Source organism: Roseococcus sp. GW821-FHT12F05 (genome assembly GCF_058806835.1).
The window spans coordinates 66,027-90,947 of sequence record NZ_JBXAQB010000004.1; the positions used below are offsets into that span (position 1 = coordinate 66,027).

Here is a 24,921-nt window from a genome sequence, read left to right on the forward strand (position 1 = left end):
GTTCGGGTCGCGAATCCGGCTTTGCGAACCTGGCGGACGGAGGCGAAGGTGAGCACAGTCGAGGGCTCGCCCGCTTCGCCGCCCCGGATGCAGGAGCCGGCCCCGCCGCTCCACGCCCCGCAGCCCATCCCCAGGCCCCGGTCCCGCCGGACGCGCTTCACCCTGCTGCTGCCGGTCGCCGCGGTCCTGGTGCCGCTGGCCATGCTCGCCGTCGGCGCCTGGCTCAGCTGGCGCTCGGTGTGGGAAGACGCGGCGCTGCAGCTCGGCCGCACCGCCGATGCCGCCGCCGAATACGCCGCCCGCGTGCTGGAGGCGCAGGCCGTCGCGGTCGGCCGCATCAACGAGCGGCTCCGCGGCCTGTCGGACGCCGCGATCCAGGCCGACGAGCGGCGCTGGCACGACGAGCTGAAGGCGCTGGTGGACGAGCTGCCGCAGGCCGAGCTCGCCTATGTGATCGACCGCAACGCCCAGCCGCTGCTGGCGACCAACGTCTATCCCGTGCGGCGCGACACCATCCTGACCGACCGCGACTACTTCGCCGCCCTCAGCGCGCCCGACGCGCCGGAGATCTATGTCAGCCGCCCCTTCCTTGGGCGGTTCGAGCGCCAGCTCCTCTTCTCGGTGGGCCGCGCGCGCCGCGACACCGGCAATTCGGACGTGGCCCCGGGCGGCTTCGACGGGCTCATCATCCTCTCGATCCGCCCCGACGTGCTCGCCGAGGGCATGCGCCGGCTGCTCGGCCCGGGCAGCGACATGCTCGCGTTGATCCGGGACGATGGCTACATCCTCAGCCGCACCACCGGCCAGGATGGGCTGCTGCCGCCCATTCCGGCCGGCCGGCCCTTCCATCAGGCGGTCGCCGATGGCGCCGTCACCGCGAACTACCGCTCCACCAGCGTGGTGGAGGGCGCGGCCGCGCTGAACGCGGTGCGCCGCGTCGACGGCTTCCCCGTCTATGCCGTGAGTCTGCGGCCGGAGGCGGCCATCGCCGCGCACTGGCGGGGGATCATCGCCACCCACATGGTCTTCGGCCTCCCGGCGACGCTGATGCTCTTCCTGCTCAGCCTGCGCGTGCGCCGCGACCAGCTGCGGATGGATGCCATCAACGCCATGCTCGAGAGCGACGTGGAGCGCAGCGCCGACCGGCTGGACCGCGCGGCCCGCTTCGGCCTCGTCGCGACCTTCGAGATCGACCTGCGCACGGGCGTGAACCGCCGCTCCGCCGAGTACATGGCGCTGCAGGGCGGCCAGCGGACGCCCGCCGAGGAGCGGCATGCCGACTGGGTCCGCCGCCTGCATCCGGACGACCGCGAGCGCGCGGAGCAGACCTTCCTCGATGCCATCGCGGACACCAGCGGCGTTACGGAATACTCGCAGAGCTACCGCATCCTGACGCCCACGGGGGACACCCGCTGGATCGCGGCGCGCGGTGAGATCGAGCGCGACGCAGAGGGCCGCTCGCTGGTCATGCGCGGCGCCCATGTGGATGTGACGCCGCTGCGCAGCACCGAGCAGGCGCTGGCCGAGAGCGACGCGCGGCTGCGCCTCGCGCAGGAGGCGGCCGGCATCGGCACCTGGGAGTGGAGCCCCGCGACGCGGCAGATCACCTGGTCGCGCAAGATGATCGAGCTCTGGGGCTTCGATCCCGAGGCGGGCCAGCCCGACCTCGCCGCGACGGTGGAGCGGCTGCACCCGGCCGATCGCGGCCGCGTCCGGCGCGAGATGGTGGTGGCGCAGCGCAGCGGCGTCTTCCGCAGCGAGTTCCGGATCCGCCGGCCGGGGCTCGTTGGGGAAGCGGAGACCATCTGGATCACCGCCCGCGCGCGGCGGCTGCCCTTCGACGGCGGGCCGGAGGCGCAGCTCATGGGCGTCGCCTACGACGTGACGGAACGCAAGCTCGCCGAGGAGCAGACGGCGCTGCTGGCGCATGAGGTGGAGCACCGGGCGAAGAACGCGCTGGCGGTCGTCTCCGGCCTGCTGCGCGTCACCACCGCCGACAGCCCCGAGGCCTTCATCCAGGTGATGGAGGGCCGGGTGCAGGCGCTGGCGCGGACCATGACGCTCCTCAGCCACCGCCGCTGGAAGGGCGCGGAGCTGAAGGAGCTGATCGAGCACGAGCTGGCGCCCTTCGGCGCGGCGCGCATCGTGCTGTCGGGGCCGAGCCTGCTGGTGGGCGCGGAGGTGGCGCAGCCGCTCTCCATGGCGCTGCACGAGCTCACCACCAATGCCGCGAAATACGGCGCGCTCTCGGTGCCGGACGGACGGCTGGAGGTGAGCTGGTGGACCGAGGGCGACGCCGGGGGAGGGATGGTCCACCTGCTCTGGCGCGAGAGCGGCGGGCCCCGGCTGGCCGGGCCGCCACGGCGTCAGGGCTTTGGGGCGCAGCTCATCCGCCAGACCTTCGAGAACCGGCTCGGCGGGCAGATGTGGCCGCGCTGGGAGCCGGGCGGGCTGGTCTGCGAGGTGAGCTTCGAGATCGGGGCGGAGGAATAGGGGAGCCTAAAGCTCCGTGAACTCGAACGCCTTCCGCGCGTCGCCGCCCCACGCGCCCTCGTAGAGCTGCAGGATCCGGTCCGCCTGGGTCATGCCGCTCGCCACGATCTCGTGCAGCGGCGCGAGGTACGCTTCCTCGCCGAGGCCGCGTGCCTTCAGCCCGCCTTCCGCGATGGCCAGCACGTCGCGCGACACGTCGCGGAGCTTCCGGCCGGCGATATCAGCCTCCAGCGCCAGCCTGGGCGCTTCGGCGCGCAGGGCGTGCATGTCCGCGACGCTCCAGCCCTTCGTCAGCGCCCGCGCGGCCTTCTGGGCCGCATCGTCGTAGATCAGCCCGACCCAGAGGGCGGGCTCGGCGAGCAGCATCGCCGCGCTGCCGGAATCCGAGCCGCGCATCTCCAGGAACTTCTTGAGGCGGACCTCGGTGAAGAGGGTGGTCACGTGGTCGGCGACGTCGCCCATCGTCGCCTCTACGCCGGGCAGCGCGTCGAGGCCCTGCGTCATGAAGCGACGGAAGCTCTGGCCGGCGACGTCGTGCAGGCCGCCCTCGCGCGCGACGAAGTACATCGGCACGTCGATCGCGTGCTCGGCGAAGCGCTCGAAGCCGAAGCCCTCCTCGAAGACGAGGCCGGGGATGCCCGTGCGGTCCGGGTCGGTGTCGGACCACACATGCCCGCGCAGCGACTTGAAGCCCGAGGGCCTGCCCTCGCGCAGCGGCGAGCTGGCGAAGAGCGCCGTCGCCAGCGGCTGCAGCGCCAGCGACACCCGCAGCTTCTCGACCATGTCGGCCTCGTCGCCGAAGTCGAGGTTCACCTGCACCGTCGCCGTGCGCAGCATCATGTCGAGGCCGAGATTCCCCTTGAGCGGCATGTAGCGCCGCATGATCGCGTAGCGGCTCTTGGGCATCCAGGGCATGTCCTCGCGCCGCGCCACCGGGTTGAAGCCGATGCCGGCGAAGCCGAGGCCGAGCGGCCCGCCCACCTCGTGCACGTCGCGCAGGTGGGAGGCGATCTCGAGCCGCGTCGCGTGCAGGTCCTCGACCGGGCCGCCCGAGAGCTCGAACTGCCCGCCCGGCTCCAGGCTCACGGAGCAGCCGTCGCGCGTCAGGCCGATGACGTTGTCGCCGTCGTGGATGGGCTCCCAGCCCTTGTCCATGATGCCTTCGAGCAGCGCGCCGATGCCCTGGTGTTCGTAATCGGGGGGCGAGAAATCCGTGCGCCGGAAGCCGATCTTCTCGTGCTCGGTGCCGATGCGCCAGTCCGACCGGGGCTTGGAACCCGAGGCGAACCAGTCGGCGAGCTGGCGCGCGGAGGTGATCGGCGTGGGATCAGCCTGGCCGGGATTGGACATAAGGTCGCTTTCTATTCCTGGAGAGTCAGCCTTGGACGTCGAGCGACAGGGCGATGGCCCCGAGTCCCGCGACCAGCGCCGTCTCCGCGCGAAGGATGCGCGGCCCTAGCGTGGCCAGCGTAACAAAGGGACGTCGGGCGAGGTCGTCAAGTTCGGCCCGGTCGAAGCCCCCCTCGGGGCCCACGAGGTAACCGCACGGGGCATGCAATCCGCGCAGCAGCGCGTGGAGCGGCGGGGCGTCGCGCCGCTCGGCCGCGACGAGGAGGGGCGCGCCGTCCCAGGCATCAAGCACGGCATGCAGCGGCCGCGACTCCTCCACGGAAGGGACGGAGAGGCGCTCGCACTGCTCGGCGGCAGCACGGGCGATGCCCAGCAGGCGCTGGGTGTTGCTGCGATCGGCCACGCAGCGGCGGGTCAGCACGGGCTGGATGAGGGTGGCGCCGAGCTCGGTGGCCTTTTCCACCGCCCAGTCCATGGCCTCGCGCTTGAGCGCGGCGATCAGCGCCCGCAGCTCCGGCTCGGGGGAGGGGGCGCGCAGCCGGGCGCCGAGCCGCATGGCCCCGCGGTCCTTGCGCAGCGCGGTGAGCTCGGCGGCGAATTCGCCGTCCTCGGCGTTGAAGGCGCGCAGCTCGGCGCCGGGGGCGCGGCGCATCACGGTGCCGATATGATGCGCCTGGGCCGGCGTCAGCGCGATCTCGGCGCCCTCGGCGAGCGGCCCTTCGGCATGGATGCGAGGGATGGACATGGCCCGATGTGCCGTGCTGCATGCGCCCGTGCAAGAGAACCCCATCCTGGGCGGCTACACCGACATCCGCACGACCGGATGGATCGCCCGCTTGCCGGCGTCCTGGCGGCCCTATGCGCTGCTCATGCGGGCGGACCGCCCGATCGGGAGCTGGCTGCTCTTCCTGCCAGGGCTCTGGGGCATCGCGCTCTGGGCGCCGGACTGGGGCAGGGGGCTGTGGCTGGCCTTCCTCTTCTTCGTGGGCGCCTTCGCGATGCGCGGCGCGGGCTGCGTGGTGAACGACCTCTGGGACCGCGACATCGACCGCAAGGTGGAGCGCACGCGGGGCCGGCCGCTGGCCTCGGGCGCGGTCTCGCCGCGGCAGGCGGTGGCGTTCCTCGTGCTACTCTGCGCCATCGGGCTGGCGGTGCTGCTGCAGCTGAACATGGCCTCCATCTGGCTCGGCGTCTGCTCGCTGCTGCCGATCCTGCTCTACCCGCTCGCCAAGCGCGTGACGGATTTTCCCCAGCTGATCCTGGGCTTCACCTTCGGCTGGGGCGCCCTGATGGGGCCGGTGGCCGCCGGCGCGCCGCTGGCCCTGCCGGTGGTGGTCCTCTACGGCGCGACCATCGCCTGGATCCTCGGCTACGACACGATCTACGCCCATCAGGACCGCGAGGACGACGCGCTGGTCGGCATCCGCTCCACCGCGCTGAAGTTCGGTGAGCGGACGCGGCCCTTCCTGGCCGCCTGCTACACTTCGGTGATCCTGCTGCTGGCGCTGGCAGGCTTCCTCGCGGGCCTCTCGCCCTGGTTCTACCTGGGCCTGCTTCTGCCGGCCGGCGCGCTGGCGCTGCAGATCCGCGCGCTGGACATCCATGACCCGGCGCTGTGCCTGACCCTCTTCCAGTCCAACCGCGAGGTCGGGCTGCTGGTGGCCTTCGCCATCCTGCTGGGCCGGCTTTGACCGACAGGCATCTTCCGGCCGGGCGGCTTCGCCCGACGACTCGGAAAATGCGCACGAACGACAAGCCGGGACGGATGCCGTAGCGGCATGGGGACGCCGTCCGCCCTGGCCGGATTCATCCGCGCCCAGACCACGATCGCCGAGGCCCCGCTGCTCCCGGGCCTTCGCCTCCACCTCGCCACCGAGATCACCCCCATCTGGCAGGCCAGCGAGGCCTTTCTCGAGCAGCACGGCATGGAGCCGCCCTTCTGGGCCTTCGCCTGGCCGGGGAGCGTGGCGCTCTCGCTGGCCCTGCGGGCCGACCCCGCGCTGGTGGCGGGCAGGCGCGTGCTGGACTTCGCCGCGGGCTGCGGGCTGGCGGCCATCGTGGCGGCGCAGATGGGGGCCGCCGCGGTCGAGGCCGCCGAGATCGACCCGCTCGCCGTCGCCGCGATCGGGCTGAACGCGGCGCTGAATGGGGTGGAGGTCAAGCCCTTCGACGGCGACGTGGTGGGACACCCCTGCCGCTGGGACGTCATCCTGGCCGGCGACGTCTGCTACGAGGCGCCGATGACGGCCCACATCCTCCCCTGGCTGCGCGCCATGTCGCGCGAGGCCACGGTGCTGCTGGCCGATCCCGGCCGGGCCTACCTGCCGCGCGATGGCCTCGCCGAGCACTCCCGCCACACCATCCCGACGACGCTGGAACTTGAGGATCGGTCTGAAAGAAAGGTTGTAATCGCCCGATTGCTGCCTTTTTGAAGACACGGATGACCGGAAAGCTCCGCTCCATCATGTGGCCCGCATACCTCGCAGCCCTGCTGCTCTCCCTCCCCGTGGCGCCCGCAAGCGGGCGTGACGCCGGCCCACGCAGCGCGCTCGACCGCGCCCATCTCGGCGAGGACGGGCCACAGGACGCCGGTCGCGCGGCCAAGGCTGCCCTGCTGGAGGAGGACGACGAGGACGACCGGGACGGCGAGGCCTGAGCATGATGCGGGCCGCCTTCCTCCTGGCGGTCCTTCTCTTCACGCTGCCAGCGGCGGCGCAGACCAAGCGCGAATATGACGGGCAGGGGCGCGCCATCGGCCGCTCCGAGACGAATGGCGACACCCGGCGCGACTACGATGCCCAGGGGCGGATCACCGGGCGGTCCGACGTCTCGGGGAGCGTCATCCGGCACTATGACGCGCAGGGGCGGTTGGTGGGGATGAGTTCCCGATAGGGCCGGATCCATCGGGACGGCCGGGTGAAAAGCAAACCTGTGAGGCTTGTCGCTAAGGGCCGCCATCTGTTCATTTTCCGCAACTTATGATGCATCACGGGAGCAACTGTTCCTCCGCGCGATCAATGCGTCATATCTTCCAAAATAAATTTACATAACCTGCCAAATCTATATACTTAAGGTGAAGAACTGCTGTTTTTCTGCATAGAAATTCTGTTCGATCAGAGAGGATGGCGTCGCATGAAACTGTGGCCCCCGAGCACATGGCTCACCCGGAAGGAGCCGGCGGCTCGTCTGAACGAACCCCAGGAGCAGGAATGGCGGGAAGCGGAGGCGCTTTGGCTTGCGCGCAAGCAGGCCGGCCCAGCCCCCGACGCGGATGTCGCCAGGCGGCTTGACGCAGTCTTCTATGACCAGAATGGAGACCTACGAATACAGGACGTCGACTGGATCAAAATCAACGCTGCGGAAAGATTGCTGTCGGTTGTCCTGACGGAGTCGCAGGTCAAGTCGCAATATTCCGCGCTTTACAACTTGGCCCGTGATCGCAAGCTGGCTTCGCTGTCCACCTACCCCGACCTCCCGGCCTTCGTGGGCAAGACTCCGGAAGAGCGACGCGACACCTATGGGGGGCTGCTCTACGAGCTACAGGCCGGCTTCATGGCGGGCCGCTTTCTGCGCCGCCTGCGCAACGAGGTCGCCGACACGCTGTGGAACTATGGCCTCATCGTCGCGGTCGTTGCGATGCTGGTGCCGTTGATCTGGACCACCTTCATCTGGGCCACCATTTCAACCCCAAGGGCGGGCGCTGCGCCCCAGCACATCAACGAAACGATCTTCCTCCTCCTCGCGGTGGCGTCGGTCGCGGCCCTCGGGGCCTTCTTCAGCCGCGCGATGCGCTTCCAGGCCGATATTTCCTCGCTTTCCTTCCAGACGGTCATGGAGACCTATATCGGGCGGATGCTGCGGCTGCGGATCCTCTACGGGATCATCGGTGCGGTGATCTTCTACTTCTTCCTGAGGGGGGAGTTCATCGCGGGCAATATCTTCCCCAAATTCGCGCCGGGCATGATCACCCAGCAAACGGTGTTGATGCTCCGGATCGCCACGGAGGCCACGGCCGCGGCGCGGCCACCGGCGGAGGCGACGGTTGTGGCGACCCTGTCCCCCGCCGTCGAGTTCGCGAAACTGCTCGCCTGGTCGTTCCTGGCCGGCTTTTCCGAGCGATTGGTGCCCGACGCGCTCGCGCAACTCGAGAAGAAATCCGCCGAGGCGCAGATCGGCAAGCCGGCGGGGACCTAGGGCGGAGTCGACAGGGGACGATCCGGGGAGATCGGTGCCGCGGGCCCCGTCCGCGATCCCGACTCGTTTCCCCCTCGCCGGCTTTCCGCTAGACACGGCCCGACGCAGAGGGGGCCACCCATCTATGGAAGCGCAGTATTTCGAGGACCTGTCGGTCGGCCAGACCGCCAGCTTCGCCAAGACCATCACCGAGGCCGACATCCTGCTGTTCTCGGCCGTCTCGGGCGACACCAACCCGCTCCACATCAACGCCGAATTCGCCGCCACCTCGATGTTCAAGGAGCGGATCGCGCATGGCATGCTCTCGGCGAGCCTGATCTCCACGGTGCTGGGCACGCGGCTGCCGGGACCTGGCTCCGTCTATCTCGACCAGAGCCTGCGCTTCCGGGCGCCGGTGCGGATCGGCGCGACCGTCACCGCGACGGTCACCATCACGGCGCTGGACGCGGAGAAGAAGCGCGCGACGCTGGCCACGGTCTGCACCGTCGCGGGCAAGAAGGTCATCGACGGCGAGGCGGTGATGCTCGTCCAGGCGCGCCCCGTATGAAGCGCGTCTGCGTCTTCTGCGGCGCCCAGCCGGGGCATGATCCGGACCACGCCAGGCTCGCCGACGCGCTGGGCTCGGCCATCGCCCGGCGCGGCCTCGGCCTCGTCTACGGCGGCGGCAAGGTCGGGCTGATGGGCGTCGTCGCCGATGCGGCGCTGCGCGGCGGTGCCGAGGTCATCGGCGTCATCCCCGAATCGCTGATGGACCGCGAGCTCGGCCATGGCGGCGTCACCGACCTGCGGGTGGTGCCCTCCATGCACGTCCGCAAGGCGATGATGAACGACCTCTCCGACGGCTTCGTGGTGCTGCCCGGCGGCATCGGCACGCTGGAGGAGGCGGTCGAGATCCAGTCCTGGTCGCAGCTCGGCATCCATCGCAAGGGCCTCGTCTTCCTCGACACCCACGACTACTGGGCGCCCTATTTCGCGCTGCTAGAGCGCATGGAGACCGAGGGCTTCGTCCGGCCGCAGCATGCCGGCCTCGCGCTCCGGGCGCACAAGCCGGAGAAGGCGCTGGACATGCTGGCGAGCTGGGAGCCGCCCAAGGTCACGCGCTGGATGACGCAGACCGAGGCATGAGCGTCGCGATTCACACGGATTGGCGCGGCCTGCCCGAGGCCGCGCGGGGCGCCACGCTGGCGCTCGGCAATCTCGACGGCGTGCATCTCGGCCATCTCGCCGTGCTCGCCGCCGCACACCAGGCGCGGCCGGACCTCACGCTGGGCGCGCTCACCTTCGAGCCGCATCCGCGCGAGCATTTCCGGCCGGACGACCCGCCCTTCCGCCTGACCCTCCTGCCGGCCAAGGCCGCGATCCTCGGCGCGCATGGCGCCCGGCACGTGATCGCGCTGTCCTTCGGCGCCGAGCTCGCGGCCATGTCGGCCGAGGATTTCTGCCGGTCGGTGCTGGTCGAGGCGCTGGGCGTGAGGCACCTGGCCTGTGGGCCGGACTTCGCCTTCGGCCATCGCCGCGGCGGCGACGTGACCCTCCTCGGGCAGTTCGCCGAGGCGCATGGCATCGGCCTCTCCATCGTGCCGCATGTGAAGGATGCGCAGGGGGCGATCAGCTCCACCCGCATCCGCCGCCTGCTGCAGGACGGCTATCCCGAGCGCGCCGCCGCCATGCTCGGCCGCGACTTCGCCATCACCGGCCCGGTGACCCATGGCGACGCGCGGGGCCGCACCATCGGCTTCCCGACGGCGAACGTCCCGCTCGGCCGCCACCTGGAGCCGGCGCGCGGGGTCTATGCCGTGCGGGCGACCCTGCCGGACGGGCGGGTGGTGAAGGGCGTGGCCAATCTCGGCCGGCGGCCGACGCTCGGGGGCGACCCGATCTCGCGGCTGGAGGCGCATCTCTTCGATTTCGCCGAGGACCTCTACGGCCAGGAGCTGGGCGTGGCCCTGACCCATTTCATCCGCGAGGAGCGGAAGTTTCCCGACTTCCCGGCGCTGGTGGCGCAGATCAGGGCCGACGCCGAAGAGGCCCGGGCCATCCTCGGCTAGGGCAGCGGCCCAACGCCGGGAGGCGGCGCCTCCCGGTCCTGCTCGTCGAAGCCGAGGTTCCGCCCCCGTCATTGTCCACCAGCGGCTCCGGTGCGCGCGGTACCGGATCCGGCCAGGCGGTCGGTCTCCTCCGCGGTGAGGAGCGCGGAGCCGCGCCAGGGCAGCTCCGGGTCGTCGTCCCGGTCGGCCCGGACCAGCACGCCGAGGCGGCGCGGATCGCCGCGGCGCGCGGCCCATGGCGGCGGCGGCCTGCCGACGCGACAGTCGTGACAAATCCGCGCCCTCCGCAAGCTTGCCCGGCTTCGCGCCCGTATTCCATGCTCGGGAAAATTCCTGGGGAGGAACCTCGCCATGCGCGTTCTGCTGCCCTTGCTCCTGCTCGCCTGGTCGGGCGCCGCCGCCGCGCAGTCGCTCCCCAACTGTCCCGCCACGGTGGACGGCGCCTCCATGGGCCGCGCCGAGGTGAGCTGCACCTGCCCGGCCGAGGTGATCCAGCAGGGCGGCGCCGTCTGGGGCACCGACAGCTATACGAGCGACAGCGCCATCTGCGTCGCGGCGCGGCATGCGGGCGCGGTCACGGCCAAGGGCGGCGATGTGCGCGTGCGGATCACTGCCGGCCTGCCGGGCTATCGCGGCAGCGCGCGCAACGGCGTCGAGACGCGGGACTTCGGCGGCTATCCCGAGAGCATCACCTTCGTGCAGGGCCAGGCCGCCGCGGCGCAGGTCAGCCAGTGCCCGAACAACATGTCGGCCTATGCCGGCTCCTCGGAGGTGCTGAGCTGCTCATGCCCCTCGGGGGGCGCGGGCAGCGTCTGGGGCAGCGACACCTACACGGCCGACAGCGACGTCTGCCGCGCGGCGCAGCATGCGGGCGCGGTCTCGCGCTCCGGCGGCACGGTGCGGATCCAGATGCTGCCGGGCCAGCCGCGCTACCCCGGCGGCACGCGCAACGGGATCACCACCTCCAACTACGGCGACTATCGCGCGAGCTATCGCTTCGAGGGCGACCGCGTGGCCGGGGCCCAGGCTCCCGCCGCACTGGGTAGCGAGGCCTGCCCCGACAACATGAGCGCCTATGCCGGCTCCGACGAGGTGCTGCGCTGTGCCTGCCCGGCCGAGGCGGTGGGCCGCAATGCGAGCGTCTGGGGCTCGGACGCCTACACGGCCGACAGCGCCACCTGCCGCGCCGCGCTGCATGCGGGGATGGTGGGCCGCCAGGGCGGGCCGGTGGCGGTGCGGATGGGCCCGGGCCAGCCGCGCTATCCCGGCAGCACGCGCAACGGCGTCACGACCTCCAACTTCGGCGAGTACGCCGCCACCTTCCGCTTCGAGGGCGAGCGCGTGGCGGGCGCCGCCGCGGCGGCCGCCGGCGGCGAGGCCTGCCCGGACGACATGTCGGCCTATGCCGGCTCGGATGAGGTGGTGCGCTGCGCCTGCGCGCCGCCGGCCGTGGCGGTGAGCCGCGCGGTCTGGGGCACCGACGCCTATACGGCCGACAGCGGCACCTGCCGCGCGGCGCTGCATGCGGGCGCGGTGCGCGGCCAGGGCGGCGCGGTCGCGATCCGGATGATGCCGGGCCTGCCGCGCTATGTCGGCACCACGCGCAACGGCGTGCAGAGCCAGAACTACGGCGACTATCGCGCCACCTTCCGCTTCGAGGGGATGGAGGCCAGCGGCCCGCAGCTCTGCCCGGACAACATGAGCGCCTTCGCGGGCACCACGGAATCGCTGCGCTGCGTCTGCACGGGGGAGGCTGTGCTGCGCAGCGCCGCGGTCTGGGGCAGCAACGCCTATACCGCGGACAGCGCGACCTGCCGCGCCGCGCGCCATGCGGGCGTGGTGCCGCTGACCGGCGGTCTCGTGGAGCTGAAGATGCAGCCGGGCGACCCGCGCTATCCCGGCAGCACGCGCAACGGCGTCACGAGCTCCAACTACGGCGAGTATCCGGCGGGCTACCGGTTCCTGGGCGGGCAGAACCTCGCGGCCGCCGCGCCGATGCAGGCGCCGGTCGCGGCCGCGCTGCGGCAGCAGGGGCGCGTCTCGCTCTACATCACCTTCCGCACCAACTCGGCCGACCTCGACATCTCCGCCGCGCCGGTGCTGACCCAGGTGCGCGAGGCGATGCTGGCGGATCCCGCGATGCGGCTGCGCCTGGTGGGCCATACGGACAACCAGGGCGGGCCGAACATCAACGTGCCCCTGTCGCAGCGGCGGGCGGCCTCGGTACAGGCCTGGCTGGTGCAGAACGGCGTGCCGGCGGCGCGGCTGAGCGCGGACGGGCGCGGGCAGAACGAGCCCATCGCGGACAATGCCAGCGAGGCCGGCCGCTCGCTCAACCGCCGCGTGGAGGCGGTGCGGGTGGATTAGCCCCGGGAATGATGGGGTCCGGGGAAACGGGTTTCCCCGGCGGAGGGTCCGGGAGGCGGGGCCTCCCGGTTCCACCTCACCAGCTCGTGAGCCTCCGCAGCTGCGGCGTCTTCTTGTGCTGATGCTCCTCCATCCGGGGCAGCAGCCGGTCCAGCTCGTCGATGGCCTCCAGCAGATGGGGCCCCTTGTTCAGCATGATGCACTCCGCCCGCGCGCCCATGGCGGCGTCGGTCATCTCGCCGCGCAGGGGCGTGCCCTTTCGGATGGTGTGCTCCAGCACCTGGGTCGCCCAGATGACGGGGACGTGCGCGGCCTCGCCGAGCCACAGCATCTCCTCCTGCATCTCGGCGACGCGGCCGAAGCCGATCTCCACCGCGAGGTCGCCGCGTGCGATCATGATGGCGGTGGGCTGCTCGCCGGCCGCGGCGGCCAGGATCTCGGGCAGGGCGCGGACGGCGCGGGTGGTCTCGATCTTCAGGACGAGGGAGAGGTCGCGCCAGTCCTCCGGGCGTCGCGCGGCCAGCTCGCGCTGGAGCAGGCGGACGTCCTCGGCCGACTGCACGAAGGAGTACTCGATGCCGTCGGCGAGGCGGGCGACGGTGTCGAGGTCGGCCAGGTCCTTGGCGCTGAGTGGCGAGCAGCGGAGCACCGAATCCGGGAAGTTCAGGCCCTTTTCCGGTTTCAGCTTCGCGCCGTCCTCCGGGACGTGGGTGACGCGGCAGGCGAGGCCCCAAGGCTCGGCGCGCTCGACGAGGGCGGCGACCTTGCCGTCGTCCACGAAGAGGCGGTGGCCAGGCTCCACCATGCCGAGCACCTCGGCCAGCGTGCATTCGGCCCGGAAGTCCATGCCGCCGGGTGCGGCGTCGAGGCCGCCGGGCGGGACGATGGCGAGCGTGTCGTCCTGGTGGAGGCGCTTCTCGCCGGGCGGCAGGCGGACCTCGCCGGTGCGGATCTTGGGGCCCGCGAGGTCCATGAGGATGCGCAGGCGATGGCCGGTGGCGGCCTCGGCGGCGCGGGCGTGGGCCGCCATGCGCTCCCAGGCGGACGCGTCGTCATGGGCGCAGTTGATGCGGATGGCCTCGACGCCGCGCCGGGCGAGGGCGAGCATGAAGCCCGGCTCGTCCGCCGCCTCGGAGGGGCAGGTGACGAGAAGGTGCACGGGGCGGCGCGGCGAGGCGGCGCCCAGCACCTCCGCGGTGTTGCGGGCGAGGGCCTGCTCGCCGGCGAAGAATTCCCCCGGCGTCGGGCGGGGCGAGGCGGGGGCGCCGGCGATGGCCGCGAGTGAGGCGCGGACGGCCTGCAGCGTCGGCAGCACGCGGCCCTCCAGCCGGCCGAGGGAGGAGAGGCCCAGCACCATCAGCGCGCGCTGGAGCGGGCGAAGATCGCGGCGGCGCAGGGCCAGGTAGAGGGCCAGGTTGGCGGCGCCCCCGGCGAAGGCCTCGCGCGGGCCGGGCTCGCCCCAGGGCGTCGCGGCGACGGTGGCCTCGCGGGGCAGGGTCTCGAGCAGCGCGTCGATCTCGCGGAGCAGCGCCGCGGGGTCGGGCGCCGCCTCGAGGGTCTGGTTGGGGGCTTCCGCCATGGTCAGGCACTCCGCTCTGGGCCGATGCCGAGCGGAACGCCCGGCGTGCCGGGAGGATGTGGGGAGGGCGGCGAAGGTGCCCCTGTGCTGCATCAGGGGCGGCGGACGGTTTCTCCGTCCTGTCATCAAGCCTCGGCGAAGGTCTCCGCGAGGCTGGTGAACATCGGCAGCCCGTCCGTTCCGCCGACCAGCGGGTCCACGCAGTTCTCGGGATGCGGCATCAGCCCGAGGACGCGCAGGTTGGGCGAGAGGATGCCGGCGATGGCGTCGAGGCTGCCGTTCGGGTTGTCGCCCTCGTACCGGAGCGCGACCAGCCCTTCGCCTTCCAGCCGCTTCAGGGTCTCGGCGTCGCAGAAGTAGTTGCCGTCGCCATGGGCGAGGGTGGCCTGGAAGACCTGCCCGCGCTGGAAGTGATGCGTGAAGGCCGTGTCCGCCCGCTCGACGCGCATGCGGCAGTTCATCGCCAGGAAGCGCAGGGAGGCGTTGCGCAGCAGCGCGCCCGGCAGCAGCCCCGCCTCGGTCAGCATCTGGAAGCCGTTGCACACGCCGAGCACATGGCCGCCGCGCTCCGCATGCGCGCGCACCGCCGCCATGATCGGCGACTGCGCGGCCATCGCCCCGCAGCGCAGGTAGTCGCCATAGGAGAAGCCGCCGGGCAGCACCACGAGGTCGGTGCCGGCGGGCAGCTCGGTGTCGCGGTGCCAGAGCATGGTCGGCTTGCGGCCGGTCGTGCGCTGGAGGGCGATCGCCATGTCGCGCTCGCGGTTGGTCCCGGGGAAGACGACGATGGAGGCCTTCATGGATCTATGTCCTCACGGCTGCTGGGGCGGACGGGGAAGAGGTGGCGCCAGGCGGCGCCGGGCAGGCGGGCGTGCTCGATGCGGCGCCATTCGAAGTGGTCCCAGGCGAGCGGCTTTTCCACCAGGGCGGTGAGGGCGAGGCCGGCCATCATCAGCACGGGCGCCAGCAGCATGGAGCCGAAGAACAGCGTCAGCGCCGGCAGGCCGCGCATCCAGCGGCGCGGCAGCAGGAGCGCCAGCGCCACCGCGATCGGCAGCGCGACGATCGCCATCACGCCATAGACGGCCGAGAAGATGCCGGCGGGCAGGATGATCAGCACGACCAGGCCCCACAGCACCGCCATTGCCCATCACCCTCGCCAGACCCGGAGCCAGTGCAGGCCGCCGAGCAGCACCGTGGTGCCGATGGCGGCGATGGCGGCCGCGGTCACCCAGCGGTCGGCCTGCGCGCGCTGCCGGGCGATCCAGCCGAGGCGCGGCGCGGGCTTCGCGGCCGACATCCGCTGCTCGCGCCAGCGCAGCCCCATGAAGACCAGGACCGTCAGCACCAGCATGAGGAAGACGGAGGCCTTCACCATGGCGGGAAGATCCAGCCGAAGGGATTCCGCAGCCCTTCGACGAAGAGGCTGATCGGCCAGAACAGCCCGCCGAGGAAGGCTTTGGACAGGTAAAAGAAGACCTGCGTCACCGGGTGCTCAGGCTCCAGCTCGGGGCCGAATGCCAGCCAGGCGGCCGTCGTCAGCATGCGCCAGGCCGTGAAGACGGCCGTGACGGCGAGAAAGTAGCGGAGCGAGGTCTCGCGCGCGGTCACACGATCTCCACGGTGAAGCTCTCGATGACGGTGTTGGCGAGCAGCCGGCGCGCCATCTCCTCGCCCTGGGCCTTGGCCTTCGCGGCGTCGGCCTCGGCGGTCTCGACGATCATGACCTTGCCGGTGCGGACCTCGCCCACGCCCTGGAAGCCGAGGCCGCCGAGCGCGCGCTCGATGGCCTTGCCCTGGGGGTCGAGCACGCCGGCCTTGGGGAAGACGGTCACACGGAGTTTCATTTCGGAACGCTCGCCTCGCTCAAAGAATCCGGCCGCACCGCGGCCGGCGCCGCCAAACCGCCCTGCACGCCAAGTGCTCCTGCCGCGCGGCGAAGCCAAGCCCGCGGAGCAGGCGCCCGGCGTTCGAGGGCGAAAAAATCACTGCATCTGTTCGGGACCTTTGACGTCCCGAATCCCTGCCTCCGGCAGGATGCCAAGCCGCCGCGCCACCTCCTGGTAGCCCTCCTCGACCTTGCCGAGGTCGCGGCGGAAGCGGTCCTTGTCCATCTTCTCGCCGGTCTTGCTGTCCCAGAGGCGGCAATTGTCCGGGCTGATCTCGTCGGCCAGCACGATGCGCATCTCGTCGTTCTCGTAGAGCCGGCCGAACTCCAGCTTGAAGTCCACCAGCGTGATGCCGACGCCCAGCAGCAGCCCCGTCAGGAAGTCGTTCACCCGCAGCGCCAGCTGCACCATGTCGTCGAGGTCGTGCGTCGCGGCCCAGCCGAAGGCGGTGATGTGCTCCTCGCTCACCATCGGGTCCTGCAATGCGTCGTTCTTGTAGTAGTACTCGATGATCGAGCGCGGCAGCCGCGTGCCCTCGGCGATGCCGAGCCGCGTCGCCATCGAGCCAGCGGCCACGTTGCGCACCACGACCTCGAGCGGGATGATCTCCACCTCGCGCACGAGCTGCTCGCGCATGTTGAGCCGGCGGATGAAATGCGTGGGGATGCCGATCTCGCCCAGCCGCGTCATCAGGTATTCGCTGATGCGGTTGTTGAGCACACCCTTGCCGGTGATGATGCCCTTCTTCTGCGCGTTGAAGGCCGTCGCGTCATCCTTGAAGTATTGGACGATGGTGCCCGGCTCGGGTCCTTCGAACAGGATTTTGGCCTTGCCTTCGTAGATCTGGCGGCGGCGAGCCATGGTGGTGGTCCTTCACGTCGATATTCGGGCATATAGCAGGCTTGCCCATGCGTGCCACGCGGATCAGGGCAGCGTGAGCGCCGCGAAGGGCGTGCGGTCGGGCGGGCCCGGGGCGAAGCGCCACTCGCGGCGACCTTCGCGGCCAAGCGCCAGCAGCGAGGAGCAGACGGTGCCGAAGCCGCCCAGCGGCGGGACGTTCAGCGCCTCGCCCGCCGCGCCGGCGGAATCGGCGAGCAAGGCGGGCCAGGTGCCCCAGTCCGGCGGCCCGGATTCCGGCGATTCCGGTGGCAGCGCGGCGCGGAAGCGCGGCAGGTGCCGGGCCGTGCGCGGACTCGCTAGGTCGTTGGGCGGGCGGGCCGTGACCATGGAGACGCCCTCGGGCAGGGGCTCCGGCTGCGGCGCCCCCTCGCCGAGACCCGCGACGAACCAGGCCGTCTCCGCATCGGCGATGACGAGGTTGAAGGTGCGGTAGAGGCCCGCATCCAGCCGGGACATCGCCTCGGCGGCCTCGGCGGCCGTGGCGGATTCGAGGGCCAGCAGCGGCAGCTCGCCGCGGGAGCGCTTGCCGGGCGCGGGGCCCAGGCTGCCCGGCCGGTTCAGCACGGCCGCGACCACGCCGGCGCGGTTGAGCGCCATCCAGGTGCCGCCCGCGGTGGCGTCGCGGCCACCGAGGATGCCGGGCCAGAACTCCGCGGGCGGGTCCCAGCGCCGGTCGAGCCGCTCGTCGCGATTGGCGGCCAGCAGAAGGGGCCAGGCGGCACCGGGACGGCGCAGCAGGATCACGGTGCACATGCACCACCCATAGAGCAGAAAGCGCCCCGGCGATATCGCCGGGGCGCTGGAATGCCGAGCCGGATCAGCCGGCTAGGCCGTCGCGGCCTACCAGCGGCGGTAATGCCCGTAGGGGCGGTAGTAGGGCCGCCCATAGCCCCAGTAGGGCCGCGGCCCGTAGAAGCGCGGCGGCGCCACGATCACCGGCGGCGGCACGTAGATCGGCACCGGCGGCGGCACATAGACCCGCGGCGGGGGCACGTAGACGGGTGGGGGGGCATAGTAGACCGGCGGCGGCGCCTTCTCGATCCACTGGGCCTGGGCAGCGCCCGCGCCGATACCAAGGGCGGCGAGGCTGGCCATCATCACATTCCGGAACATCCGCATCGGATTGTCCTCCTCCATTCCCTCACATGTAGCACCGCGTTGGTGGCGGAAGCATGGCAAATTGTTGCGTCAGCCTCGGCCGCGGTGGTGCCCGCCGCCGCCCCGGCCGCCACCGCCGCCGCCGCGGGTCTGGACGTTCCAGCCGCCGCCTCCACCGCCGCCGCCCCGGCTCCAGCCGCCGCCGCCGCGGTTCCAGCCACCGCCGCCGCCGTGGTTCTGGACGTTCCAGCCGCCGCCGCGATAGCCGCCGCCACCACCCCATCCGTAGCGGGCGGGAGGCGCATAATAGCGCGGCGCGGCATAGCCATAGGCCGGGCGGCCGTAATAGCCGCCGCCATAGTATCCGCCGCCGTAGACCGGCGCGTAGCCTCCGGCATAGACGGGATCGGCATAGTAACCCGGCGCGCAGCCGACGAGCGAAACGAAAAGGCCGACGACAGCGAGCGCGCGAAATCTGCTCATGGCAGTTTCCTCCGCTCTGCGGCCTCTGTCCTGTCAGGTCGGGGGTGCCTGACCCAGGGGAGCCGCAGGATGATAATTTGGGAAAGCGCCGGCCGTTTCTGATCTGGACCGGATGCAACTCTCCAATGTCGCGATCCAACACCCGCGACATGGCCGAACCATGGCGGGAATGCGCCCGATTCAGGTTGTGTTCAGCTTTCTCAGAACCCGCCGGGCGGGATCCGCAGCTTCGGCGCCGACCCGCCGCCATGACCCCTCCGGGCGGCCTGCAGCATCGTGTCCAGCGTGGAGAGGAAGCGCGAGCGGTCGGCCGGGGTCATCGCCGCCGGCCCGCCCGTGCGGTCACCGGTCGAGCGCAGGTGCTCGGCCACAGCGCGTCCGGCCAGCGCGCCGCCGATGTTGTCGGGGGTCCAGGGACGGCCTTTGGAATTCAGCGCCGCCGCGCCCTTCTCGATGCAGCGTGCGGCCAGCGGGATGTCCTGCGTGACGCAGACGTCGCGGTCGGTGATGCGCTCGGCGATCCAGTCGTCCGCGACGTCGGCGCCCTCGGTCACGATCACGCGATGCAGCAGGGGATGCTCGGGGATGCGGAGGCCGCGCGCGCCGTTGGAGACGACATGCACCGCCACGCCCAGCCGCAGCGCGACCTTGTAGGCCTCGTCGCGCACGGGGCAGGCGTCGGCGTCGATATAGAGCTCGGTCAAGGGCATGGCCTCCTTGGCCGGGTCATAAACATGAAATGGCCGATCCGGACATGGGATCAGCCGCGCGAAAATCTTCGCCGGGCCGCATCCATGGCGGTCCGCCGTGCGTTCTGTGCCTGCTCGGCGCGAAGGGGGAAAGCATGAACGTGTATATGAGGGTGGATGACGGGCTCGAATTCGTGGGGCGCGCCAGCCTGACGGACGACCGGTGCGACGAATACGCCGTGGACATCGATCTTGCCGGGACCGGCCAGGCCCTGCGTCTCGTCTACGAGCTGAAGACCGTGCCCTGCATGACCCCGGAAGGGAGGGCCGGCATGGAACGCGCCGTGCTCCTCTCGATCGGCCAGACCCCGGACTTCCTGCCGGGCTGGGAGAGCGCGGACTGAATCACGGCACGAGCCTGGCCCCGCATGCCGGGCAGGTCTCCGCGATCACCGCCTCGCCCGCTGGCGAGGTCAGCACCAGCAGCCGGCTCGTCTGGCGCAGGCGCAGGTCGTCGAAGATGCCGATGCGGGCGGCCGGCGTTGCCAGCAGCCGGCGCAGTCCGGCACAGGGCTCCAGATCCGCCCCGAAGCTGCGGTTTACCCGCATCACGCAGCTGCCCCTCTCTTCCGGCGCTTGACCGGCACCCCCCGACATCCGCATATCTCCCCGCATGTGCGCGATCCGGACGTTACGAGCTCCTGGCCGAATTCCCGGCCCGGCCTTCCCCTGAAGGCCGGGATCAGGCCCGCACGTCCCTCTATTCCGCGCCCATTCTCCGAGAACCGGTCGCGCACGAGAACCCCGATGAACGACGCTCCCGTGGACGAGACCAAGACCGCCTCGCGCGACTACCGCAAGACGGTCTTCCTCCCCGCCACCGCTTTCCCCATGAAGGCCGACCTGCCGAAGCGCGAGCCCGCGCTGTTGAAGAAATGGGCCGATGCCGACAGCTGGGTCCGGCTGCGCGCGAAGTCGAAGGGCAAGCCGTCCTTCGTCCTGCATGACGGCCCGCCCTATGCGAACGGCCCGCTGCACATCGGCCACGCCCTCAACAAGATCCTGAAGGACGTCATCAACCGCGCGGCCCAGATGGCCGGCAAGGACGCCAACTACATCCCCGGCTGGGACTGCCACGGCCTGCCCATCGAATGGAAGGTCGAGGAGGAGTACCGCAACCCCAAGGGCAAGTACCAGGGCGGCCGGAAGAAGGACGACGTGCCGGTGCTGGAGTTCCGCGCCGAATGCCGCGCCTATGCCGCGCATTGGCTCGGCGTCCAGCGCGAGGAGTTCGAGCGGCTGGGCGTGGCCGGCGACTGGCCCGACCGCTACGCCACCATGGACTTTCCGTCCGAGGCCGTGATTGCCGGGGAAATCGGAAAATTCCTGATGAACGGCTCGCTCTACCGCGGGCTGCGGCCGGTGATGTGGAGCCCGGTGGAGAAGACTGCGCTCGCCGAGGCCGAGATCGAGTACCACGACCATGTGAGCCCGACGCTCTGGGCCCGCTTCCCGCTGGTCTCGGGCCCCTTCGCCGGCGCCTCCGTCGTCATCTGGACGACGACGCCCTGGACCATCCCGGGCAACCGCGCCGTCGCCTACGGCCCCGACATCGACTACGCGATCGTGCATGTGGCCGACGTCCGCGAGGGCAGCCATCTCAAGGTGGGCGAGACGGTGATCGTCGCGCTGCCGTTGCTGCCGAAATTCTCCGAGGATGCGGGCCTCGTCGCCCATGTCGTGAAGGAGATCGTGAAGGGCACGGCGCTGGAGGGCTCGATCGCCGCGCATCCGCTGCGGGGCCACGGCTACGATTTCGACGTGCCGGTGCTGCCGGGCGACTTCGTCACCACCGAGGCCGGCACGGGCTTCGTCCATATCGCGCCCGGCCACGGCGAGGACGACTTCAATCTCGGCCGCGCCTATGGCCTTGTGATCCCCGAGACGGTGAACGACGACGGCACCTTCACCCACCACGCGCCGGGCTTCGAGGGGCTGCATGTCTTCAAGGCCCATGACGCCGTCTATGCCGCCGTGGAGGCTGCCGGGAACCTCGTCGCCAAGTCGAAGCTGACGCACAGCTACCCGCATTCCTGGCGCTCGAAGAAGCCGGTGATCTTCCGCGCGACGCCGCAATGGTTCATCGCCATGGAGGACGGCAACCACATCCGCCGGAAGGCGCTGGACGCGATCGCCGCCACGCATTTCGTGCCCGATGTCGGCCGCAACCGCATCGGCAGCATGGTCGCGAGCCGGCCGGACTGGTGCATCTCCCGCCAGCGCGCCTGGGGCGTGCCCATCGCCGTCTTCGTGGACAGGAAGACCGGCGAGGTGCTGCGCGACCAGTCCGTGATGGACGGCATCGTCGAAGCCTTCCGGACCGAGGGCGCCGACGCCTGGTATCAGCCGGGCGCCGCGCAGCGCTTCCTCGGCAATCATCGGAACCCCGATGACTACGAGCAGGTGATGGACATCGTGGACGTGTGGTTCGAGAGCGGCAGCACGCACGCCTTCGTCCTGCCGCCGCGCGGCCTACCTTTCCCCGCGGACCTCTACCTCGAGGGCTCGGACCAGCATCGCGGCTGGTTCCAGTCCTCGCTGCTGGAATCGGTCGGCACTCGCGGCGTGGCGCCCTTCAAGGCCATCCTCACCCACGGCTTCGTCCTCGACGAGAGCGGCCGGAAGATGTCGAAGTCGCTCGGCAACGTGACCGCCCCGCAGGAGGTCATCGCCAAGTACGGCGCCGACATCCTGCGCCTCTGGGTGATGAACTCCGACACGGCGGAAGACCTGCGCATCGGCAAGAACATCCTGGAGCAGCAGGCCGAGCTGTACCGCCGCATGCGCAACACCTTGCGCTGGCTGCTCGGCAACCTCGCGGGCTTCGAGGATTCCGAGCGCGTGCCGGTGTCCGAGATGCCGGAGCTGGAGCGCTGGGTCCTGCACCGCCTGACGGAGCTCGACTCCCGCATCCGCAAGGCCGTCGCCGACTACGACTGGAGCGGCGTCCTGCCCGAGATCCACGCCTTCTGCGCGATGGACCTCAGCGCCTTCTACTTCGACATCCGCAAGGACAGCCTCTACTGCGACGCGGCTTCCTCGCCGCGCCGCCGTGCCGCGCGCACGGTGATCGACATGCTGCACCGCTGCCTCTGCGCCTGGCTCGCCCCCGTGCTGTGCTTCACGGCCGAGGAGGCCTGGCTGTCCCGCTTCGGCGAGGAGGCGGAGAGCATCCACTTCCAGGAGTTCCCGCATCTCCCCGCCGAGTGGCGCGACGAGGCGCTGGCGGCGAAGTGGAACGACATCCGCCGCACCCGCCGCCTCGTGACCGCGAGCCTCGAGGACCAGCGGCGCGACGGCACCATCGGCTCCTCGCTGCAGGCCGCGGTGGCGCTTACCGTGCCCGAGGGCGACGCCGCCGCGACGCTCTCCGCCGAGGACTGGGCGGAGATCCTGATCGTCTCGCAGGCCAGCATCGCAACCGGCCCCGAGGTCGGTCTCGACGTCTCGGCGGCCGCTGGCCAGAAATGCGAGCGCTGCTGGCGTGTGCTGCAGGAGGTGGGCAAATCCGCTGCCCATCCGACGCTCTGCCTGCGCTGCGAATCCATCGTGGAGAGCCTGCCCGCATGACGCCTTCCCTCCGGCGCGGCGTCCTCTTCGCGCTGCTGCTGCTGGTCCTCGACCAAGCCAGCAAGTGGTGGATCCTCGAGGTCGTGCGGCTGCCGGAGGTCCGGAACATCCCGCTGGTCCTGATCGGGCCGGTGGGGCTCGACCTCACCATGGTGTGGAACCGCGGCGTGACCTTCGGGCTCTTCTCGGGGGAGGGGAGCTGGAACCACCTGATCCTCTCCCTGCTGGCCCTGGTCGTGGCCGGCTTTCTCCTCCGCTGGCTGGCCCGGGCCGAGACCCGGCTCGTGACCTATGCGCTCGGCGCCGTGATCGGCGGCGCGGTCGCCAATGTGATCGACCGCGTCAGGTTCGGCGCGGTGGTGGACTTCGTCGACGTTCACGCCGGGGGCTGGCACTGGTATGTCTTCAACCTCGCCGACGCCGCCATCGTCTGCGGCGTCCTCGCCCTGGTGGCAGACGCCTTGATCCGGCCCGAAACCCAGCGCAAAGAGGCGCCATGATGATGCCCCCAGCCCCGTTCAAGGGTTTTCCCTTGAAGGCCGTTCCCCTGCTCGCCCTCGGCGTCCTCCTGGCGGGCTGCGGCGGCGACACCATGCGCAGCTTCGGCCTCACGCGCGACGCGCCGGACGAGTTTCAGGTGACGACCCGCGCGCCGCTCTCCATGCCGCCGAGCCTTGGCAACCTGCCGACGCCGCGCCCGGGCGCGTCCCGCCCGCAGGAGATGACGACCCAGCAGCAGGCCGAATCGGCGCTGGTGCCGGGGGCCGCCGTGGCAGGTCCGCGCTCGGCGGCGCCGAGCTCGGGAGAGCAGGCGCTGCTGGCCCAGGGCGGCCGGAACGTGCCGGACAACATCCGCAACCGCGTGGACGAGGAGAGCCTGCGGCTCGAGCGCACGGACCGCACGGTGGTGGACCGCGTGCTGTTCTGGCGCGAGCAGCCGGTGCCGGGCACGCCGGTGGACGCCTCGCGCGAGGCGCAGCGCCTGCGCGAGAACGCGGCGCTGGGGCGGCCGGTGTCGGAAGGGCAGACGCCGGTGATCCAGCCGCAGCGGCAGGGGTGGTTCACGGGCTGGCGGCTCTGGTAGCGCCGGGCTTCTGACGCTTCGTTAACCCCAGCCTGCGGTCTCGGCGCGATCGTTCGAGACTCTTCCGGCCGGCCGCTTGCCGGAACTGCCGTGGGGCGTATCGTGCCCCGGGCAATTCCAGGGAAGAAACGAATGGCGCCGAAGATCCTCATGATGGACAGCCCGCTGTCCGACATCGCCACCGCGCGCACGATCGCGCCCGCCGAGATGGAGCTGGTCGTCGCGCCCTTCGGCAGCGACGCCTTCAAGGCGGCCATGGGCGATGCGGATTTCCTGGTGGGCTTCGGCAACAAGGCGATCGATGCGGGCTTCTACGCCGCTGCGCCGAAACTCAAGCTGCTGCAGCTGCTGTCGGCCGGCTACGACACCGTGGACATCGAGGCGGCGCGCGGCGCCGGAGTTCCGGTCTGCAACAATGGCGGGGCCAATTCCACCGCGGTCTCCGAGCACGCCATGATGCTCATGATGGCGGTGTGCCGCCGCCTGGTCTGGCAGCATGAGAGCGTGGTGAGCGGCCGCTGGCGCGGCAACAATCCGGGCTCGACCAAGCTCTTCGAGCTGCGCGACAAGGTGCTGGGCATCGTGGGCTTCGGCTCCATCGGCAAGAAGGTGGCGCGGCTGGCCAATGCCTTCGGCATGCGCGTGCAGTACTACGACATCCGCCGCGTCTCCGAGGCCGAGGAGGATGCGCTGCATGTCCGTTTCGGGCTTCTGAACGAGATCCTGCGCAGCTCCGACATCGTCTCGCTGCACCTGCCGCTGACGCCGGCCTCCAAGCACATGATCGGCGAGGCCGAGCTGAAGCTCATGAAGCCCAGCGCCTATATCGTGAACACCTCGCGCGGCCCGGTCATCGACGAGAAGGCGCTTTTCGCCGCGCTGGAAGGCGGGGTGATCGCCGGCGCCGGCCTCGACGTCTTCGACCAGGAGCCGCCGCCGGCCGACAACCCCCTTTTCAAGCTGCAGAACGTGATCCTGACGCCGCATTATGCCGGCCCGACCTGGGACAACCAGACCGCGCGCTTCCGCAACGCCTTCGACAATTGCCAGCGCGTGGCGCGGGGCGAGAAGCCGCTCTGGGTGATTCCGGAGCTGCAGTAGCGCGGCGCGCGTCGCG

Annotated in this window: 29 protein-coding genes; 15 read left to right on the plus strand and 14 right to left on the minus strand. The window is 70.9% G+C overall.

Going from position 1 to position 24,921, the window contains the following annotated elements:
• Nucleotides 1–48: 48 nt before the first annotated feature.
• Entirely contained in the window at nucleotides 49–2,493 is a 2,445-nt protein-coding gene (locus AC1ROY_RS12165) for a PAS domain-containing protein (protein WP_493149088.1), read from the plus strand.
• Between the two features lie 6 nt (nucleotides 2,494–2,499).
• On the opposite strand, the gene AC1ROY_RS12170 is transcribed toward AC1ROY_RS12165, so the two are convergent.
• Nucleotides 2,500–3,843: a glutamate--cysteine ligase gene (locus tag AC1ROY_RS12170; protein WP_493149089.1), complete on the minus strand. Its 1,344-nt coding sequence runs from the start codon at nucleotides 3,841–3,843 to the stop codon at nucleotides 2,500–2,502.
• 25 nt (nucleotides 3,844–3,868) lie between these two features.
• A complete protein-coding gene (locus AC1ROY_RS12175) occupies nucleotides 3,869–4,588 on the minus strand; it encodes an RsmE family RNA methyltransferase (RefSeq protein ID WP_493149090.1) in 720 nt (239 codons plus the stop codon).
• On the opposite strand from AC1ROY_RS12175, the gene ubiA reads away from it, so the two are divergent.
• From ubiA to AC1ROY_RS12220, 9 genes are all read left to right on the plus strand, one after another.
• Entirely contained in the window at nucleotides 4,587–5,534 is a 948-nt protein-coding gene (gene ubiA / locus AC1ROY_RS12180; protein WP_493149457.1) for a 4-hydroxybenzoate octaprenyltransferase, read from the plus strand. The genes AC1ROY_RS12175 and ubiA overlap by 2 nt on opposite strands.
• 87 nt (nucleotides 5,535–5,621) lie before the next feature.
• Entirely contained in the window at nucleotides 5,622–6,275 is a 654-nt protein-coding gene (locus tag AC1ROY_RS12185) for a class I SAM-dependent methyltransferase (protein WP_493149091.1), read from the plus strand.
• A gap of 8 nt (nucleotides 6,276–6,283) precedes the next feature.
• Nucleotides 6,284–6,499, plus strand: a complete 216-nt coding sequence (locus AC1ROY_RS12190) for a hypothetical protein (RefSeq protein WP_493149092.1) — start codon at nucleotides 6,284–6,286, stop codon at nucleotides 6,497–6,499.
• 2 nt (nucleotides 6,500–6,501) lie between these two features.
• Nucleotides 6,502–6,735: an RHS repeat domain-containing protein gene (locus tag AC1ROY_RS12195; protein WP_493149093.1), complete on the plus strand. Its 234-nt coding sequence runs from the start codon at nucleotides 6,502–6,504 to the stop codon at nucleotides 6,733–6,735.
• A 240-nt stretch (nucleotides 6,736–6,975) separates the two neighbouring features.
• On the plus strand, nucleotides 6,976–8,037 hold the full coding sequence (locus AC1ROY_RS12200) for a hypothetical protein (protein WP_493149094.1): 1,062 nt from the start codon (nucleotides 6,976–6,978) through the stop codon (nucleotides 8,035–8,037).
• Nucleotides 8,038–8,161: 124 nt separating this feature from the next.
• Nucleotides 8,162–8,584, plus strand: a complete 423-nt coding sequence (locus tag AC1ROY_RS12205; RefSeq protein ID WP_493149095.1) for a MaoC family dehydratase — start codon at nucleotides 8,162–8,164, stop codon at nucleotides 8,582–8,584.
• Complete coding sequence (locus tag AC1ROY_RS12210) at nucleotides 8,581–9,162, plus strand: LOG family protein (protein ID WP_493149096.1); 582 nt, start codon at nucleotides 8,581–8,583, stop codon at nucleotides 9,160–9,162. Before AC1ROY_RS12205 ends, AC1ROY_RS12210 begins: the two co-directional genes overlap by 4 nt.
• Nucleotides 9,159–10,085: a riboflavin biosynthesis protein RibF gene (gene ribF, locus AC1ROY_RS12215; RefSeq protein WP_493149097.1), complete on the plus strand. Its 927-nt coding sequence runs from the start codon at nucleotides 9,159–9,161 to the stop codon at nucleotides 10,083–10,085. The genes AC1ROY_RS12210 and ribF overlap by 4 nt, the downstream gene beginning before the upstream one ends.
• Nucleotides 10,086–10,436: 351 nt before the next feature.
• The gene (locus tag AC1ROY_RS12220; protein WP_493149098.1) at nucleotides 10,437–12,452 is read left to right on the plus strand and encodes an LCCL domain-containing protein; all 2,016 of its coding nucleotides are present in this window, start codon (nucleotides 10,437–10,439) and stop codon (nucleotides 12,450–12,452) included.
• Between the two features lie 76 nt (nucleotides 12,453–12,528).
• Here the strand turns inward: AC1ROY_RS12220 and AC1ROY_RS12225 are convergent, their stop codons facing one another.
• From AC1ROY_RS12225 to AC1ROY_RS12275, 11 genes are all read right to left on the minus strand, one after another.
• Nucleotides 12,529–14,031 (minus strand): pyruvate kinase, encoded by a 1,503-nt coding sequence (locus AC1ROY_RS12225; RefSeq protein ID WP_493149099.1) that lies wholly within the window; start codon nucleotides 14,029–14,031, stop codon nucleotides 12,529–12,531.
• A gap of 125 nt (nucleotides 14,032–14,156) precedes the next feature.
• Nucleotides 14,157–14,831, minus strand: a complete 675-nt coding sequence (purQ, locus tag AC1ROY_RS12230) for a phosphoribosylformylglycinamidine synthase subunit PurQ (RefSeq protein WP_493149100.1) — start codon at nucleotides 14,829–14,831, stop codon at nucleotides 14,157–14,159.
• Entirely contained in the window at nucleotides 14,828–15,175 is a 348-nt protein-coding gene (locus AC1ROY_RS12235) for a hypothetical protein (RefSeq protein ID WP_493149101.1), read from the minus strand. The genes purQ and AC1ROY_RS12235 overlap by 4 nt, the downstream gene beginning before the upstream one ends.
• A 6-nt stretch (nucleotides 15,176–15,181) precedes the next feature.
• Nucleotides 15,182–15,409, minus strand: a complete 228-nt coding sequence (locus AC1ROY_RS12240) for a hypothetical protein (RefSeq protein WP_493149102.1) — start codon at nucleotides 15,407–15,409, stop codon at nucleotides 15,182–15,184.
• On the minus strand, nucleotides 15,403–15,642 hold the full coding sequence (locus AC1ROY_RS12245) for a hypothetical protein (RefSeq protein WP_493149103.1): 240 nt from the start codon (nucleotides 15,640–15,642) through the stop codon (nucleotides 15,403–15,405). The genes AC1ROY_RS12240 and AC1ROY_RS12245 overlap by 7 nt, the downstream gene beginning before the upstream one ends.
• Nucleotides 15,639–15,878 carry a phosphoribosylformylglycinamidine synthase subunit PurS gene (gene purS, locus AC1ROY_RS12250; RefSeq protein WP_493149104.1) on the minus strand — a complete coding sequence of 80 codons (240 nt, stop codon included), beginning with the start codon at nucleotides 15,876–15,878 and terminating at the stop codon, nucleotides 15,639–15,641. Before purS ends, AC1ROY_RS12245 begins: the two co-directional genes overlap by 4 nt.
• 138 nt (nucleotides 15,879–16,016) lie before the next feature.
• The gene (gene purC / locus AC1ROY_RS12255) at nucleotides 16,017–16,781 is read right to left on the minus strand and encodes a phosphoribosylaminoimidazolesuccinocarboxamide synthase (RefSeq protein WP_493149105.1); all 765 of its coding nucleotides are present in this window, start codon (nucleotides 16,779–16,781) and stop codon (nucleotides 16,017–16,019) included.
• Between the two features lie 63 nt (nucleotides 16,782–16,844).
• Nucleotides 16,845–17,573: an NRDE family protein gene (locus AC1ROY_RS12260; protein ID WP_493149106.1), complete on the minus strand. Its 729-nt coding sequence runs from the start codon at nucleotides 17,571–17,573 to the stop codon at nucleotides 16,845–16,847.
• A gap of 87 nt (nucleotides 17,574–17,660) precedes the next feature.
• Nucleotides 17,661–17,939 carry a hypothetical protein gene (locus AC1ROY_RS12265; protein ID WP_493149107.1) on the minus strand — a complete coding sequence of 93 codons (279 nt, stop codon included), beginning with the start codon at nucleotides 17,937–17,939 and terminating at the stop codon, nucleotides 17,661–17,663.
• A 69-nt stretch (nucleotides 17,940–18,008) separates the two neighbouring features.
• Nucleotides 18,009–18,401, minus strand: coding sequence for a hypothetical protein (locus AC1ROY_RS12270; protein WP_493149108.1), 393 nt, complete (start codon nucleotides 18,399–18,401; stop codon nucleotides 18,009–18,011).
• A gap of 200 nt (nucleotides 18,402–18,601) precedes the next feature.
• On the minus strand, nucleotides 18,602–19,105 hold the full coding sequence (locus AC1ROY_RS12275) for a YaiI/YqxD family protein (RefSeq protein WP_493149109.1): 504 nt from the start codon (nucleotides 19,103–19,105) through the stop codon (nucleotides 18,602–18,604).
• A 140-nt stretch (nucleotides 19,106–19,245) separates the two neighbouring features.
• Here AC1ROY_RS12275 and AC1ROY_RS12280 point away from each other — a divergent pair, with 140 nt between their 5' ends.
• On the plus strand, nucleotides 19,246–19,494 hold the full coding sequence (locus AC1ROY_RS12280) for a hypothetical protein (protein WP_493149110.1): 249 nt from the start codon (nucleotides 19,246–19,248) through the stop codon (nucleotides 19,492–19,494).
• Nucleotide 19,495: 1 nt separating this feature from the next.
• Here the strand turns inward: AC1ROY_RS12280 and AC1ROY_RS12285 are convergent, their stop codons facing one another.
• Nucleotides 19,496–19,699: a hypothetical protein gene (locus AC1ROY_RS12285; RefSeq protein ID WP_493149111.1), complete on the minus strand. Its 204-nt coding sequence runs from the start codon at nucleotides 19,697–19,699 to the stop codon at nucleotides 19,496–19,498.
• Nucleotides 19,700–19,897: 198 nt separating this feature from the next.
• Here AC1ROY_RS12285 and ileS point away from each other — a divergent pair, with 198 nt between their 5' ends.
• The 4 genes from ileS to AC1ROY_RS12305 all read left to right on the plus strand — a co-directional run bounded on the left by ileS (nucleotide 19,898) and on the right by AC1ROY_RS12305 (nucleotide 24,905).
• The gene (gene ileS / locus AC1ROY_RS12290) at nucleotides 19,898–22,720 is read left to right on the plus strand and encodes an isoleucine--tRNA ligase (protein WP_493149112.1); all 2,823 of its coding nucleotides are present in this window, start codon (nucleotides 19,898–19,900) and stop codon (nucleotides 22,718–22,720) included.
• Complete coding sequence (gene lspA / locus AC1ROY_RS12295; protein WP_493149113.1) at nucleotides 22,717–23,220, plus strand: signal peptidase II; 504 nt, start codon at nucleotides 22,717–22,719, stop codon at nucleotides 23,218–23,220. The genes ileS and lspA overlap by 4 nt, the downstream gene beginning before the upstream one ends.
• A gap of 32 nt (nucleotides 23,221–23,252) precedes the next feature.
• Nucleotides 23,253–23,804 carry a DUF3035 domain-containing protein gene (locus tag AC1ROY_RS12300; protein ID WP_493149114.1) on the plus strand — a complete coding sequence of 184 codons (552 nt, stop codon included), beginning with the start codon at nucleotides 23,253–23,255 and terminating at the stop codon, nucleotides 23,802–23,804.
• Between the two features lie 132 nt (nucleotides 23,805–23,936).
• Nucleotides 23,937–24,905: a 2-hydroxyacid dehydrogenase gene (locus tag AC1ROY_RS12305; protein ID WP_493149115.1), complete on the plus strand. Its 969-nt coding sequence runs from the start codon at nucleotides 23,937–23,939 to the stop codon at nucleotides 24,903–24,905.
• Nucleotides 24,906–24,921: the final 16 nt, after the last annotated feature.

Excerpts from the sequence above, each read along its gene's own strand:
- AC1ROY_RS12260 (WP_493149106.1), bottom strand. The coding sequence starts at position 17,573 with ATGTGCACCGTGATCCTGCTGCGCCGTCCCGGTGCCGCCTGGCCCCTT.
- AC1ROY_RS12170 (WP_493149089.1), bottom strand. The coding sequence starts at position 3,843 with ATGTCCAATCCCGGCCAGGCTGATCCCACGCCGATCACCTCCGCGCGC.
- AC1ROY_RS12185 (WP_493149091.1), top strand. The coding sequence starts at position 5,622 with ATGGGGACGCCGTCCGCCCTGGCCGGATTCATCCGCGCCCAGACCACG.
- AC1ROY_RS12280 (WP_493149110.1), top strand. The coding sequence starts at position 19,246 with ATGAACGTGTATATGAGGGTGGATGACGGGCTCGAATTCGTGGGGCGC.
- ileS (WP_493149112.1), top strand. The coding sequence starts at position 19,898 with ATGAACGACGCTCCCGTGGACGAGACCAAGACCGCCTCGCGCGACTAC.
- purQ (WP_493149100.1), bottom strand. The coding sequence starts at position 14,831 with ATGAAGGCCTCCATCGTCGTCTTCCCCGGGACCAACCGCGAGCGCGAC.
- AC1ROY_RS12175 (WP_493149090.1), bottom strand. The coding sequence starts at position 4,588 with ATGTCCATCCCTCGCATCCATGCCGAAGGGCCGCTCGCCGAGGGCGCC.
- AC1ROY_RS12205 (WP_493149095.1), top strand. The coding sequence starts at position 8,162 with ATGGAAGCGCAGTATTTCGAGGACCTGTCGGTCGGCCAGACCGCCAGC.
- purS (WP_493149104.1), bottom strand. The coding sequence starts at position 15,878 with ATGAAACTCCGTGTGACCGTCTTCCCCAAGGCCGGCGTGCTCGACCCC.
- AC1ROY_RS12195 (WP_493149093.1), top strand. The coding sequence starts at position 6,502 with ATGATGCGGGCCGCCTTCCTCCTGGCGGTCCTTCTCTTCACGCTGCCA.
- AC1ROY_RS12200 (WP_493149094.1), top strand. The coding sequence starts at position 6,976 with ATGAAACTGTGGCCCCCGAGCACATGGCTCACCCGGAAGGAGCCGGCG.
- ubiA (WP_493149457.1), top strand. The coding sequence starts at position 4,587 with ATGGCCCGATGTGCCGTGCTGCATGCGCCCGTGCAAGAGAACCCCATC.
- AC1ROY_RS12285 (WP_493149111.1), bottom strand. The coding sequence starts at position 19,699 with ATGCGGGTAAACCGCAGCTTCGGGGCGGATCTGGAGCCCTGTGCCGGA.
- AC1ROY_RS12190 (WP_493149092.1), top strand. The coding sequence starts at position 6,284 with ATGACCGGAAAGCTCCGCTCCATCATGTGGCCCGCATACCTCGCAGCC.
- lspA (WP_493149113.1), top strand. The coding sequence starts at position 22,717 with ATGACGCCTTCCCTCCGGCGCGGCGTCCTCTTCGCGCTGCTGCTGCTG.
- purC (WP_493149105.1), bottom strand. The coding sequence starts at position 16,781 with ATGGCTCGCCGCCGCCAGATCTACGAAGGCAAGGCCAAAATCCTGTTC.
- AC1ROY_RS12210 (WP_493149096.1), top strand. The coding sequence starts at position 8,581 with ATGAAGCGCGTCTGCGTCTTCTGCGGCGCCCAGCCGGGGCATGATCCG.
- AC1ROY_RS12270 (WP_493149108.1), bottom strand. The coding sequence starts at position 18,401 with ATGAGCAGATTTCGCGCGCTCGCTGTCGTCGGCCTTTTCGTTTCGCTC.
- AC1ROY_RS12305 (WP_493149115.1), top strand. The coding sequence starts at position 23,937 with ATGGCGCCGAAGATCCTCATGATGGACAGCCCGCTGTCCGACATCGCC.
- AC1ROY_RS12240 (WP_493149102.1), bottom strand. The coding sequence starts at position 15,409 with ATGGTGAAGGCCTCCGTCTTCCTCATGCTGGTGCTGACGGTCCTGGTC.
- AC1ROY_RS12235 (WP_493149101.1), bottom strand. The coding sequence starts at position 15,175 with ATGGCGGTGCTGTGGGGCCTGGTCGTGCTGATCATCCTGCCCGCCGGC.
- AC1ROY_RS12265 (WP_493149107.1), bottom strand. The coding sequence starts at position 17,939 with ATGCGGATGTTCCGGAATGTGATGATGGCCAGCCTCGCCGCCCTTGGT.
- AC1ROY_RS12220 (WP_493149098.1), top strand. The coding sequence starts at position 10,437 with ATGCGCGTTCTGCTGCCCTTGCTCCTGCTCGCCTGGTCGGGCGCCGCC.
- AC1ROY_RS12225 (WP_493149099.1), bottom strand. The coding sequence starts at position 14,031 with ATGGCGGAAGCCCCCAACCAGACCCTCGAGGCGGCGCCCGACCCCGCG.
- ribF (WP_493149097.1), top strand. The coding sequence starts at position 9,159 with ATGAGCGTCGCGATTCACACGGATTGGCGCGGCCTGCCCGAGGCCGCG.